This is a genomic window from Blautia sp. MCC283 (assembly GCF_018785565.1).
Taxonomy (GTDB): domain Bacteria; phylum Bacillota; class Clostridia; order Lachnospirales; family Lachnospiraceae; genus Blautia_A.
In genome coordinates this window covers 19,984-32,949 of the sequence record NZ_WQQB01000005.1, presented here as the reverse complement: position 1 = coordinate 32,949, position 12,966 = coordinate 19,984, and the positions used below count along the sequence as shown (strand labels likewise).

Annotated in this window: 11 protein-coding genes and 2 pseudogenes; 9 read left to right on the top strand and 4 right to left on the bottom strand. The window is 40.8% G+C overall.

Annotated elements, in window-relative coordinates:
* Positions 1-144: 144 nt before the first annotated feature.
* From GPK81_RS18395 to GPK81_RS18605, 3 genes and pseudogenes are all read left to right on the top strand, one after another.
* A pseudogene (locus GPK81_RS18395) lies at positions 145-393 on the top strand (TnpV protein); the annotation flags it as partial.
* A gap of 1 nt (position 394) precedes the next feature.
* Positions 395-1,129, top strand: a complete 735-nt coding sequence (locus tag GPK81_RS01485; RefSeq protein WP_432366502.1) for an ORF6N domain-containing protein — start codon at positions 395-397, stop codon at positions 1,127-1,129.
* Positions 1,130-1,194: 65 nt separating this feature from the next.
* A pseudogene (locus GPK81_RS18605) lies at positions 1,195-1,335 on the top strand (ORF6N domain-containing protein); the annotation flags it as partial.
* A gap of 138 nt (positions 1,336-1,473) precedes the next feature.
* Here GPK81_RS18605 and GPK81_RS01480 read toward each other — a convergent pair.
* Entirely contained in the window at positions 1,474-2,346 is an 873-nt protein-coding gene (locus GPK81_RS01480; protein WP_118071490.1) for an AraC family transcriptional regulator, read from the bottom strand.
* A gap of 319 nt (positions 2,347-2,665) precedes the next feature.
* Between GPK81_RS01480 and GPK81_RS01475 the strand changes: the two genes are divergently transcribed.
* Genes GPK81_RS01475 through GPK81_RS01465 form a run of 3 tightly spaced genes read left to right on the top strand, consistent with a single transcriptional unit; the run spans position 2,666 to position 4,968 of the window.
* Positions 2,666-3,925 (top strand): glycoside hydrolase family 27 protein, encoded by a 1,260-nt coding sequence (locus GPK81_RS01475; protein WP_117569647.1) that lies wholly within the window; start codon positions 2,666-2,668, stop codon positions 3,923-3,925.
* Positions 3,926-3,952: 27 nt separating this feature from the next.
* On the top strand, positions 3,953-4,117 hold the full coding sequence (locus GPK81_RS01470) for a hypothetical protein (RefSeq protein WP_174088098.1): 165 nt from the start codon (positions 3,953-3,955) through the stop codon (positions 4,115-4,117).
* A complete protein-coding gene (locus GPK81_RS01465) occupies positions 4,111-4,968 on the top strand; it encodes an MFS transporter (protein ID WP_174088097.1) in 858 nt (285 codons plus the stop codon). The genes GPK81_RS01470 and GPK81_RS01465 overlap by 7 nt, the downstream gene beginning before the upstream one ends.
* A gap of 393 nt (positions 4,969-5,361) precedes the next feature.
* On the opposite strand, the gene istB is transcribed toward GPK81_RS01465, so the two are convergent.
* Positions 5,362-6,138 carry an IS21-like element helper ATPase IstB gene (gene istB, locus GPK81_RS01460; RefSeq protein ID WP_215706397.1) on the bottom strand — a complete coding sequence of 259 codons (777 nt, stop codon included), beginning with the start codon at positions 6,136-6,138 and terminating at the stop codon, positions 5,362-5,364.
* A gap of 6 nt (positions 6,139-6,144) precedes the next feature.
* On the bottom strand, positions 6,145-7,683 hold the full coding sequence (gene istA, locus GPK81_RS01455) for an IS21 family transposase (RefSeq protein ID WP_215706396.1): 1,539 nt from the start codon (positions 7,681-7,683) through the stop codon (positions 6,145-6,147).
* A gap of 1,040 nt (positions 7,684-8,723) precedes the next feature.
* On the opposite strand from istA, the gene GPK81_RS01450 reads away from it, so the two are divergent.
* The 3 genes from GPK81_RS01450 to GPK81_RS01440 all read left to right on the top strand — a co-directional run bounded on the left by GPK81_RS01450 (position 8,724) and on the right by GPK81_RS01440 (position 11,409).
* Entirely contained in the window at positions 8,724-9,161 is a 438-nt protein-coding gene (locus GPK81_RS01450) for an Hsp20/alpha crystallin family protein (protein WP_215706395.1), read from the top strand.
* Between the two features lie 267 nt (positions 9,162-9,428).
* Entirely contained in the window at positions 9,429-10,385 is a 957-nt protein-coding gene (locus GPK81_RS01445; RefSeq protein WP_118062217.1) for a nucleoside hydrolase, read from the top strand.
* A 64-nt stretch (positions 10,386-10,449) separates the two neighbouring features.
* Complete coding sequence (locus tag GPK81_RS01440; protein WP_118062216.1) at positions 10,450-11,409, top strand: 3'-5' exonuclease; 960 nt, start codon at positions 10,450-10,452, stop codon at positions 11,407-11,409.
* Here GPK81_RS01440 and GPK81_RS01435 read toward each other — a convergent pair.
* Positions 11,383-12,702, bottom strand: coding sequence for a D-alanyl-D-alanine carboxypeptidase family protein (locus tag GPK81_RS01435; protein ID WP_243003827.1), 1,320 nt, complete (start codon positions 12,700-12,702; stop codon positions 11,383-11,385). The two genes, GPK81_RS01440 and GPK81_RS01435, sit on opposite strands and share 27 nt — an antisense overlap.
* Positions 12,703-12,966 lie beyond the last annotated feature (264 nt).

Genomic DNA, 12,966 nt, shown 5'->3' with positions numbered 1-12,966 from the left:
AGAGGTTGAATGAAAAAGTAACTGCCACCATGTACGGAAAATGTGAAATTAGCGCTCACCTCTTGACAATGGAAGTCGATTTTTGTCCTGTCTTGTGTATCCTAGAAGTGCCTGCTTTACAGGCTTTCCAGGGCATAGGTCATTTTGTCTGGTATTGTAAAGCAGTGCCAGATTTGTCGTAAATGTCGTAAATTTGTGGTCAAAATTCCGAATCTCACTTATAAATCCGGTGAGCAGATGGAGCAACTTGGCAAATATGGATTCTTACGCAGAGATTATCTGAAGAACCATCGAAATTCAACCTATCAGGTGATGCTTTTACAGGATACAATTGGAAAGCACCTTCTGGAAGTAGACAAGGCAGCCAGAGAACGGGAAGAAGTGATCCTGAAACATAAAACGATTTCCAGAAGATTTTTGTTTTCAGATTACAACAGAAGAAGCAGAATCTTTGAAGTGCCAATCTGGCACCTCAAAAATACAAGAGTCAGGAAAAAAGGATGGACGAGGTGGCAGACGTACGCTACCGTATGTATTTACAGAGCAGAGAATATCAATGCTAGCCAGTGTATTACATAGTGAGGTGGCAATCAATGTAAGCATAGGTATTATGCGGGCATTCGTAGAAATGAGACGGTTTATAGCCAACAATGCACTTTTGTTTGAAAGGATTAGTAACGTTGAGTTAAAACAACTTGAATATCAGAAAAAGACAGATGAAAAGCTGGAGCAAATTTTTGAGTACATATCAGATCATGAGGAGTCTAATCAAAAGATATTTTTTGATGGTCAGATATATGATGCGTTCAGTTTACTAATAGAACTGATTCAGAAGGCAGAAACGGAAATTGTTCTGGTAGATGGATATGTGGATGTAGGAACATTAAATATTTTGTCAAAGAAGAAAGAAAATGTGGCGGTGACAGTTTATACACTGCAACGGACAAAATTATCTCAAACAGATATAGATAACTTTAATGCACAGTATCCTAAACTGGATGTGAAGTACACAAGAGCATTTCATGATCGTTTTTTAACCGAATCAAGTAAGTCCCCTGCTTCAATTGCGAGGAGCAATAAGCAGTGGGTGGGACTTACTTATATCAGGAGGGGTACAAGCCCCTGCTGATAAACTGCGGAGCAGTTATTCGGTTATGAGCAAGTAGCGAAAGCGGATTGCGAATATCCGATTGACTTCTTGATAAAACGAAAGCATATCATGTTGGTGCGTCTTTGAAGGACGCAGGTAAAAAATGTTTTGGAATTAATTTGATTGAAGATGCAGGTATTGTAAGAGATATTTTACAGAGATTGGAATTAGAAACAGAAGAATAGAAAAGTAAGTTATGCAGAAAGGCGTGAGTCATAAGAATATGGCTTGCGTCTTTTTCTGTCTGGATTCTTTCGAGGTCTGGCAGTTATTTTTTTGCACAAGAAAAGGAGCTACGCACTAATACTTAATGCGACAGCCCCTTATTTTACCAGAACAATTTGGCGTTCGCGTTTGTGACGGTTTTTTCTATATTCTGTAGGAGAAATTCCGTGGTATTCTTTAAATATTTTTGAAAAATAAGAAGGCGAACTGAATCCACAGATCTGACTGATATAGTCCACGGACCAGTCAGAAGTAAAAAGAAATTCTTCACTCTGGGTGATGCGAAAATCCAGTATATATTTTTTCAATGGAACACCCATCTGCTTTGAAAAGATTTCTGAGAGATAGGATCGATTCAGATTCAGTTTGTCTGCAATATACTGAACTGTCAGGCCTCGTCCGTAGAAATCTTCTACAATAGAAATTGCTTGCTGTACATGACTTTCTGAATTCTGACGACTTTTTCTTTCGGGAAGCTCTTTGGAGTTCTCGATAAAAGTACCAACTTTTGAAAGAAGAAGGAGAAGAATGCCATTGGTATACAGATCATTTTTTGTACTATCATTTTTTATGGAAATCAGAATCTCAAGGAGATCCTTGATTTCCTCAAAGACTTCTGTAGAAAGTCCTTTTGTGAGGGACGGATAACCGAATCCAAGACGATGCATGAAGTATGGAGCGAGTTTGCCATTGAAGCCAACCCACGAATAAGTCCATGGATTCTCCTTATCGGCCTGATAGAAGACCATCTGATCCGGTTCAATCAAAAAAATCTGTTTTTCTTCAATAAGATATTCTGTTTTATTAACAACAAGACGTCCCTTCCCGGAAAGAACAAAATGCATGAGATAATAGGGTCTTGTTCCAGGTCCGTAGGAATGAAGCGGCAGACATTCTGAATGACCGCAGAAACGAAGTTTTATATCATTCCAGCTGGTGTCTCTGTACAGATTCAATTTTTCTAATTCCATAGGATCTCCTTTCGGTAGTTTGTATATTTATATTCGATAGATACAAAATTCTTGCTTTTATTAAACTACAATTTCCGACAAAATTTATAAGTTATCCAACAAAAGTGACTAACATGGTAATAAGATTATAGTATATGATATCAATGTAGACAAGAGAAAGAAAAGACAAAAATAATCTAAAAATTCAGACAGGAAACGAATCGATTCAAATTCACAGAAAAGTAAAAAGCTATAGTTATTAGAAGAAAGAAGTCAGTTTGTAAAAGGTGACCTGTATTTTGTGCACCCTAAAATAAAATGGAAAGGTAAGGAAAGAGATATGTTAGAATTTGCAAAAACACCACCAAAAGGATGGAACAGCTGGGATGTATATGGAGCGTCTGTTACAGAAGAAGAAGTAAAAAGAAATGCAGATATTATGGCAGAAAAGCTTAAGAAATATGGATGGAACTATGTGGTTGTAGATATTCAGTGGTACGAGCCAGGAGCTGAGTCAGCAGCATATCGCAAGTTTGCGGATTTGAAGATAGATGAATATAGTCGTGTGCTTCCGGCTGAAAATCGTTTTCCAAGTTCAGCAGATGGAGTTGGGTTTGCACCACTTGCTGAATATGTACACCAATTAGGGTTGAAATTCGGTATTCACATTTTAAGGGGAATACCAAGACAGGCTGTTCATGGAAGAATGCATATCAAAGGAACGGATAAGACAGCAGATCAGATTGCAATAAACAGTATCTGTCCATGGAATTCAGATATGTATGGAGTGGATATGTCAATTCCAGAAGGACAGTTATATTATGATTCGCTTATGGAATTGTATGCTTCTTGGGGAGTTGATTTCATTAAAGTTGATGATATCGCATATTCAACGATTTACAGAGATTCACATAGAAAGGAAATTGAAGGGATTCGAAAGGCTATCGACAAAACGGGACGGGACATTGTACTTTCCCTTTCGCCGGGACCGGCAAGACTGCAGGATGGAAGTTTTCTTCAAAAAACTGCAAATATGTGGAGATTGACAGATGATTTCTGGGATGAGTGGGAATTGCTGTATGATATGTTTGACCGCTGTAATTATTGGTCACCATTTATTCGTAAAGGAAACTGGCCTGATTGTGACATGCTTCCATTGGGGCATATTGGAATCCGCTCAGGTGAACGTGGAAAGGCAGACCGTATGACCTGCTTTACAAAGCCAGAACAAAAGACAATGATCACATTGTGGTCTATCTTTCAGTCACCACTGATGTATGGCGGAGAACTAGCTGATTTGGATGAGTGGACGCTCTCATTGTTAACAAATACAGAGGTAAACGAGATGCATCGTACACTGGATGGACAGAGACAAGAGTACAGAGACGATGAATGGATTGTCTGGTCAGGAGAAAACGAAGAGAATACATATATTGCAATATTTAATGTATCGGATAAAAAGAAAGAAATTCCTGATAAATTAGCAGAAATATATATCAAAGAGGATGCAAAAGAAATCTGGTCCGGCAAAAAAGCAACTGAAGCAGCAGAAGAAGTAGATAGTCATGGTTGTGTGTTGTATCAGATGAAAAGAATGTGATGAATGTCGGATAGGAGGAATGAAGTGATGGATACAATAGGAAAGAAACTTGCCCTAAAAGAAAAGATGGCTTATGGCTGCGGTGATGCGGCAAGCAATATTATCTGGGCATCTATGGGAACATTTCTGATGTTCTATTATACAGACAGATTGCAAGTCTCCTTGTTACAGCAGGAACACTCCCATTGGTAAACTTTATGACAGAGTATGTGGGGGAAAAGAAAGCGTGGAGTATCGTATATGGAATATTTGGAGTTATTGCAGCAATTCTGTTCTTTTTATGTTTTGCAGGGTGTAAAGAGAGAATTCATGAAAATGAAGAAGAGAAGACAGAAAAGATTCGTGTTATTGACGGAGTAAAAGCAGTGCTGAAAAATAAATACTGGCATATGCTGATGGTGATATCTATTTGTATTAATATATTCTTCCAAGCTATTAGTACGGTAAATACATATTATAGTAAAGCGGTTCTTCATAATAGCAGTATGATTAGTGTATTGAATACGGCTTATATAGTTCCTGCAATTGTAACCTTTTTCTTTGTACATCTGGTTGTGAAGAAGTATGGAAAAGGAAAGACTACGATGTTTGGCTGGATTATTATCTGTGTCAGCTATGTGATATTGTTACCATTTACAGAAAATACAACGGTACTGATTATTACAGCTGCTATGAGGGGAATAGGATATTGCTTCTTGCTTGCAGTGTCTTCTGCGATGGTAAGTGATGCAGTTGAATATGGGGAATGGAAAACGAAAATTCGTGTTGAAGGTCTGACATTTAGTATGCAGGGATTTGTAGGAACAATCGCAGCAGGTATTGTTACGGCGGTCATTGGATGGGTACTCAATTTCAGCAAATATGATGGAACACTGTCATTTGCAGATACACAGGCAGGATCCGCAGTATTTGCAATTAAACTGCTGTTTATTGCGGTTCCGTTTGTTGTTGGAGTACTGAATATTATATTGTTAAGATTTTACAAACTTGATAAAATGTATCCGCAGATTATTGAGGATTTAAATAAGCGGAATGGAAAATAAGTGGGGAATGCATATGAAGACAAGCATATCAGAAAAAATAGCTTATGGTATGGGAGATGTTGCATGTAATGTAGTATATGCACTTACATCTGGTCTTATCGTATATTTTTATACAAATGTAATCGGAGTATGGAGCTGTCGCTTTAACGAATGAATTCATATCTTTTCTCCCAGTTCTTTCATACGTTCTCCATCTATCGTCCCTTCATAATGTCTGATTCTTGACTTATCAAGTTTTATTTTAACCGAATCAAGTAAGTCCCCTGCTTCAATTGCGAGGAGCAATAAGCAGTGGGTGGGACTTATGAATATTCTCGTGCGATGAAATCGCACTTCCGGAAATTTGGGAATCAGATGTCCGGAAGTGGAAATCACCTGTGTAATTATGCGAGTTTACTCGCGTAGTGCTTTATCCAAGCCATATACCTCACGCATTGATCTATCATGTTCAGCATCAATGCTCGTGATATTTATTCGATAGCTGTCGTGGGCAATACGATCAATGATCGCATCTGCCAGAGGACTGTCACCACCGCCGAGCTGCTCATACCATTCCTCAAATGCATACTGGGAGCAGAAAATCGTTGAAGATTTCTTACGTCTCCTATGAAGCAGTTCGAAGATATCCCTTTGTTCTGCATTCGTCGGTTTCAAGAGAAGCCACTCATCCAGAATCAGGACAACTGGATTTGCATACTTCGCCATGACTTTTTTGTAGTTACCATCTGTCCGTGCTGTCTCCAGATCAATAAGCAGATCAGGAAGACGGACATACTTGGTATTGAAATACTGCTTACAAGCCTCCATACCAAAGGCGCAGGCCATGTAAGTTTTACAACAGCCTGTAGCGCCGGTGATAAAAAGATTCCGGTGTTCAGATATATATTCGCAAGTTGCAAGTCGGTTAATAAGACCCTTGTTAAGCTTGCGTCCGGAAGTGTAATTGATATCCATGATACTTGCTTCCGGTTGGTCGAATCCAGCATTACGGATCAATCGTTTCTGACGATTATTCTTACGATTACTGTATTCGATGTCCACCAGCATACCAAAACGGTCCTCGAATGGTACGTCTTTAAATTTCGTATCATCCAGCTGGTTGCGGAACGCATCTGCCATAGTAGTAAGGCGCATTTCAATTAATTTATCTATTGTACTCTGATTCGTCATATATGTTTACCTCCGATAGTAATCGGCACCTCTTGTGATGCCGTGTGCTTTATGTGTAGTCTTGGATTCAGTAGTTTCTGATTCCGGTTTTACAGAACCTGTTACAAGGATGTTTTTAATACTCTTATAACTGGGTGAAGCTGTATAAGATAGTGCCTTTTTACAGGCTGCTTCAAACAATGCATCTGAGTATTTCTCTGCAAGCTTCAGAAGCCCCATACAACTTCGGTAGGTCTGTTGTTCCACACGTTTGGAGGTCAGTATCGCATTGACCACAGTGTACGTATTTATGCCAATCCGTTCAGCCCATTTGCGGAACCTGTCGCCGTTCCATTCCAGATATTTCTGGTGGTCTTCCGGCATATGTTCCGTGACAGTGCTGTACTTCCCAGGACGCCCCTTCAGACGGCGGTGGGAAGCAATGCGGTTATGATTGTAAAAAATTTCAATAGTGGTATCTGTTATCTTGACATCAACTTTCTTTTTGATGTATTCATAGGGAACTGAGTATAGCATTCCGTCCACAGATATGTGATAATTGAACTGGACGGTGGCTGTTTTCCAGTCGCTCAGTTCAAAACGGGTAGCAGGTAATGGTGCCAGCAATGGTTTTTCTTCCTCAAGAAATAAGCTTCGCCGACTACCCTCTTTCTTCTGAAAGAGCCTTTGGTTGAACAGTTCTAGCTTATCTTTTATTGCACGGTTTAATTCTGCAAGGGAAAAGAACTGTTCATCCCGAAGTGCTGCTGTTATCCAGGTAGAGATATTTCCTACCGTTCCTTCAGCATTCGGCTTATCCTTGGGAGCTCTGACACGAGCCGGAATAATAGCGGTGCAATAATGTTCAGCTAGTTCCTGATAAGTTTCATTGATCTGCTGGTCTTTCCATCCCCCATTGTGAATAACTGTGGTTTTGCAGTTATCCGGTACGAGGATTCTGGCAACACCGCCAAAGTACTCATACATATGGACATGAGCATTGATCCATGATCTCTGCTTCATATCCAGAAATGCTTCCACATATGCATACTGACTGTAAGTCATTACACCTACAAAGATGTAAGATTTTAAGATTTCACCAGTGTCAGGATCAATAATTGTTGCCGGATCACCAGCCCAGTCAACCTCAACCTGTTCGCCGGGTTTACGGTTGATATGCATGGTAGCACGATGTTTCTGCTCATCCTGTTGGATGTGATAGCAGAATTGTGAATACATGAGTGGTTCTTCACCGTTGGCACGGCAATCCTCTATGTACTCAGTCCATAAGAGCTTTTTGGTGACTCCATTACGGAGCAGTTCCTTACGGATGTAAGCGTAGTCGGGCATCTTCTTACTGGCAGATACCTTGCTCTCTTTCGAGAACATGAGCTTTTGAAGCTCTGTGTCGGTCATTGATTCATCAAGAGGCCAAGAGATATTTAGTTCTCTGGCACGTTTTTGAACTTTGACGACAGTTTTTTGTGAAACACCACAGCTTGCCATGATGTTACGTTGTGAGAATCCCAATCCGGTAAGCCGGATGATTTCTCGATATTTGGTCATAATCGTGACCTCCTCATAATGAATTTACACTAAAAGTGCATAACATCATTATAAGGGTTTAGGAAAAATGTGATTCCATTTTTGCCGGAATCGTGATTCCCTAAAAAACGGAACATTGATTTCCATACGCCGGACAGGTGATGGATTTCACCCCGGATTATTCAACTTACTTGTATCAGGAGGGGTACAAGCCCCTCCTGATAAACTGCGGAACAGTTATTCGGTTATGAGCAAGTAGCGAAAGCGGATTGCGAATATCCGATTGACCCAATTGATCATTTTCCGACAGACTGCTTTATTCTTTTTTATAATCACTGCTTTTTAAACGTACGATAAATTTAATACCTTTATCCATCATATGTATAAACGCAGGTGTAGAAGGATATCCTCGGTCCATGATAATGATAAATGGAATATTTCCTATTGTTTCCGGTATTCGCTCTAATTGCTTTTATGCCAGGCGCATCTCATCAAATTTTACTTTGTTACAATCACTTTCTAGTATCATGCGATTCATTACATCATAGATACAGCCTAATCCTATTTGAGCCTGGGGTTTTGTATTTTTTCGGCTTGCAGAACCATACAGTTCCAGCGTTTCAGCAGTGGTAGGAATATTAATGTCTGAGCCGTCTGCCGACAAAATGCCTTAAATTCATTAGAACTCATTTTTTCTATGTCCATGAATGTACGTTTTTGAGAATGTTTCATCAGCATCACATCCTTTTCTGCGGCAGGTTCATGGTTTTTTTTTACAATATAAGCATATAAAAAAAAGCAGAAGACATCTAATTTTTTTAGAATAAATATCGTCTGCTTTAAGTTAATGACATTGCATAAAATCAAGGCTTCACAAATTCTTCACAAAATAATTAGCACTCATCTCTTGACAGTGCTAATAATACGTGTTATAGTACATACAGAACAAAGGAAGAGAGAAAAAGAAATCTTCCGGAGAAAGTTCTTACAGAGTTTTCAGAAACAGTAAATTAAAAACGCCTGCATAATACGCAGCGAATATAGATCAGGAGGAATGAGTTATGTTAATGCCAAGTATTTTCGGAGAAGATTTATTTGATGATTTCATGGGATATCCAACAGGCCGTCAGGCAGCTGCCAATGCTTATCCTCAGGTGAAAGATATGATGAAGACAGATATCCGTGATGTTGACGGAAATTATGAACTGGATATCGATCTTCCGGGATTTAAGAAAGAAGATGTGAAGATCCAGTTGAAGGATGGTTATCTGAACATCCAGGCAACCAGAGAAGAGAAAAAGGATGAGAAGGACGGTAAAGGTAAATATGTTCGAAGAGAACGTTACACTGGAACCTGCAACAGAAGCTTCTATATTGGTAAGAGTATCAAGCATGAAGACATCCATGCGAAATACGACAACGGAATCCTTCATCTGACATTCCCGAAAGAAGAGACCAAGAAAGAAGTAGAAGAGAAGAAATTCATTGCCATTGATTAAGTAATAACAATGTCCGGAACAACCCAAACAGACATTGGATACGTTTCAAAACTCCAAATTGCACATTGCATTTGTTTAAATAAATGTAACCCCCTTTTTTTCACCCCTCTGCCATGCCCCGGCAGAGGGTTTTTTTCATATCTTTACACTTTTTTTTGACTCTGTTATACTTGAGGACAGGTAAACAGCGGAAATAAAAATTATTACAGCAGAGTTTTTCAGGACAGTATATATAAATTTCGGGAAGGTTTTTACAAGGGTGAAGATATGGGAGAGAAAATAAAGGTTATCATGGACTGCGATCCGGGGATCGATGATGGTATTGCACTGGCGTATGCAGCAGCGCATCAGGATGAGATAGAACTTCTTGCAGTAACAACGTTTGCCGGAAATCAGACCATCGATAAAGTAACGAAGAATGCATTGGAACTGGTAGATTTTTACGGACTGAAAGTACCGGTGGCAAGAGGACAGGAACGTCCCCTCGTAAAAGAAGTGATTCATGCAGAAGAATTCCACGGGGAAACAGGACTGGGACATTGCGTACTTCCGGAAACAGGAACGAAGGCTGCATCAGACAATGCAGTATTTTTTATCAGAGAGATACTGGATGATCTTCCGGAAGGACAGCAGGTGACTTTTATCGAGACAGCACCTATGACCAATCTTGCGCTGCTTCTGAGAGTTTTTCCGGAAGTAAAAGATAAGATCCGAAGGATCGTATTTATGGGCGGTGCTGTGAAAGGCGGAAACGTTACTCCGGCAGCGGAATTTAATATTTATGCGGATCCGGAGGCTGCCAAGATCGTGTTTGAGGCAGGGATTCCCCTTGTTATGTGTGGACTGGATGCCACGATGAAATGTAATCTTACCAGAAACCAGATCATGAAGCTATGTCAGTCCGGTAATCCGGTTGCCAGAGCCTGCGGCGATATGGCAGGATATGTTCTTGAAAATTCATCCAAATACCGTTGCGTGGCAAGTATCCATGACGCAGTACCTTTCATGTATCTGCTTCATCCGGAATTCTTTAAGATGGAAAAAGCGATCCTGGATGTGGACTGTTCTGACGGAGCCGGACGAGGTGCCATGCTGTGTGATTTCCGCTGGTGGCTGCACGATGAAGAAAAAATAAAAGATATGATCCTGACAGACGCAGATACCGAAAGCTTTCAGCAGGAATTGTTTGAAGCAATTTATTCAGTAACCGGACAGAAAGCGTGAAGTAGTCTGTGACCGGGAAACGGGATACCGGTTTGAAACTGTCAGATAAGAGGACAGAAAACCCATGAACTATATTGTATTTGACCTGGAATGGAACCAGAATCCGGATGGAAGAAAACATCCGGACAGTCGACTCCCTTTTGAGATCATTGAGATCGGGGCAGTAAAATTAAATGAAAAAAGAGAGATCATCGACACCTTCCAGTGCCTGATCAAGCCCAAAGTGTACCATTGGATCCACGACAGCATTCATGAAGTGATCCATGTGGATTATCATGAGCTTGAAAAAGGAATTCCCTTTCCACGAGCGATCCGCAGATTTCTGGACTGGTGTGGAGAGGAGTACCGTTTTTTTACCTGGGGGAATCAGGATGTAATGGAGCTTCAGCGTAATATGAAATATTATAATCTTCTGAAGCTGATCCCGGGCCCGGTACATTATTACGATGTGCAGAAGCTTTTCAGTGTGAAATTTGAAGATGGAATTGCCAGACGTTCCCTGGAATATGCCATTGATTATCTTAAACTTCCGAAGAACCGGGATTTTCACCGGGCACTGGCAGATGCCAGCTATACGGCAAGAATCCTTCTGGAGATTGATGAAGCCTGCATGATCCGTCATCCATCCCTGGATGTATACCAGAATCCAAAATCAAAAGAGAAGGAAATTTATATTTCCTATACAGATCATGATAAGTTTGTATCCAGGGAATTTGTATCAAAAGAACGCCTGATGAAGGACCGCACTATGGTGAGCACGGTGTGTCCTATCTGCAGATGCCCTGCCAAGCGGAAGATCCGCTGGTTCAGTACCAACAATTCCAAGGTATATTACAGCCTTGCCCTCTGCCACGAGCATGGACCCGTTGCAGGGAAGATCAGAATCCGAAAAACCGATGAGGGAAAATATTTCGGGGTAAAAACCCTGAAAGCAGAAGATACAGAAGCGGCGGATGAAATCCGTGAAAAGCACGAATCTCTCCGCCGCAGAAAAATCTCAAGAAGCCTGGACAAGAAGATCTGATACGACATTCCGTTCGTATTGCATTCCCCAGCCAACCATTTGTTTTTTGTAATAATATTTGCTTTTCAGACGCAGCGGGCCGGCAGCATTCTGGAGAACGGCCTGGCGTTTGGTAAGCTGTGATTTGTCAATTCCTTTTGGTAAAGTCACATAAACCTTTGTCTTATAATAAAACGGATAAGTATTTCCGTTGTTCTTAAGAATATATTTATCACATGGAAGTACCTTAAACGGGACTGGTTCCATGGACACTTTCATATCTGTTTTTTCAAAATTTCCAAAACCATAATCAAACAGGGAAGCAGTGTCACCATAGGCGTTTGCGGCAGAAGTAGAATTCAGGATCACTGCTACAAGTGTTGTATTTCCACGCCTGCAATAGGTGACGAGTGTATTTCCGGATGCATCTGTGTAACCTGTTTTTCCACCAAGAACACCTTCGTAATAATATTCCCCGTTTTTGATCATCTTGTGGTGGTTCAGAAGCTGCCTTGCTTCCGCAAATTTGTTTGTAGGAGGAATCTCATAGTAACGTCTGGTGCAGAACTTGCGGTAAAGCGGGTTCATCCAGGCAGATTTCGCGATTTTTGCCATGTCGGAAGCTGTGGTGTAATGATTCTCATCGGGAAGTCCGTTTGGATTGTTAAAATGAGTATTTTTGCATCCGAAAAGTCTGGCGCGCCAGTTCATAAGCTCAGTGAATTTTTTTACAGAGCCGGAAACTTTCTCGGCAACAGCTACGGACATTTCGTTGGCAGACTGAAGCATAACAGCCATAAGAGCCTGATCTCTGGTGAATTTTTCGCCGGGAGCGGCGTAAATACTGGAATCTCCGGCAGACACACTGGCAGAAGCACTGTCAGAGACTACGATATTAGTTTTCAGGCTTAAATTTTCACAGGCCAGAAGAGTTGTCATGATCTTGGTGATACTGGCCGGATAAAGTTGTGTATCTGCATTTTTGGAATAGAGGACTGCCTCCGTATTCACATCCATAAGAACTGCAGCCTGTGCTTCTATGTTCGGGCCTGTTGGCCAGCCTTCAATAGAGTCTGTATCAGCGGCCTGTGAATAGTAGCTGGAATGTGCCGGAGCGGTGTCTGCTGCAGCCTGACCGGAGGAATCTGCTGTCTGTGCGTCAGGAACCGGTGTGGCAGTAACGATCGGATCACCATATTCATCGTATCCGTAAGCTGCTGCGGCACAGGGCTGTGTACCTGTGAAAAGGATTCCCATACAGAGAATACCTGCAAAGATCCGGCGCAGGGATCGTTTTTTTGAAATTTTCATCATAAAATACCTTTCAATAATAAATCCGGGCGAAAATCTGCCCATATGTGATGCAGACATATCACCGTCTGCGTGATTCTGTAGTAGTATACCACTTTCTTTTTGGAAAAACCACTTACAGTCTGTGAAAATTGAGGAACCACAGCTTTTGTTCCATGAATATGCGTAAATATGCACATTCAATAAGAGGAAATCCGTCAAAAACACTTGACATATAGATTTTCCCCAACCTATAATATACAGCGTATATAGAAAAAGCTGTGATGG

What these genes read in the sequence shown, in the direction of transcription:
- GPK81_RS01480 (WP_118071490.1), bottom strand. Translation starts at nt 2,346, where the DNA reads ATGGAATTAGAAAAATTGAATCTGTACAGAGACACCAGCTGGAATGAT.
- GPK81_RS01475 (WP_117569647.1), top strand. Translation starts at nt 2,666, where the DNA reads ATGTTAGAATTTGCAAAAACACCACCAAAAGGATGGAACAGCTGGGAT.
- GPK81_RS01470 (WP_174088098.1), top strand. Translation starts at nt 3,953, where the DNA reads ATGGATACAATAGGAAAGAAACTTGCCCTAAAAGAAAAGATGGCTTAT.
- istB (WP_215706397.1), bottom strand. Translation starts at nt 6,138, where the DNA reads ATGACGAATCAGAGTACAATAGATAAATTAATTGAAATGCGCCTTACT.
- istA (WP_215706396.1), bottom strand. Translation starts at nt 7,683, where the DNA reads ATGACCAAATATCGAGAAATCATCCGGCTTACCGGATTGGGATTCTCA.
- GPK81_RS01450 (WP_215706395.1), top strand. Translation starts at nt 8,724, where the DNA reads ATGTTAATGCCAAGTATTTTCGGAGAAGATTTATTTGATGATTTCATG.
- GPK81_RS01445 (WP_118062217.1), top strand. Translation starts at nt 9,429, where the DNA reads ATGGGAGAGAAAATAAAGGTTATCATGGACTGCGATCCGGGGATCGAT.
- GPK81_RS01440 (WP_118062216.1), top strand. Translation starts at nt 10,450, where the DNA reads ATGAACTATATTGTATTTGACCTGGAATGGAACCAGAATCCGGATGGA.
- GPK81_RS01435 (WP_243003827.1), bottom strand. Translation starts at nt 12,702, where the DNA reads ATGATGAAAATTTCAAAAAAACGATCCCTGCGCCGGATCTTTGCAGGT.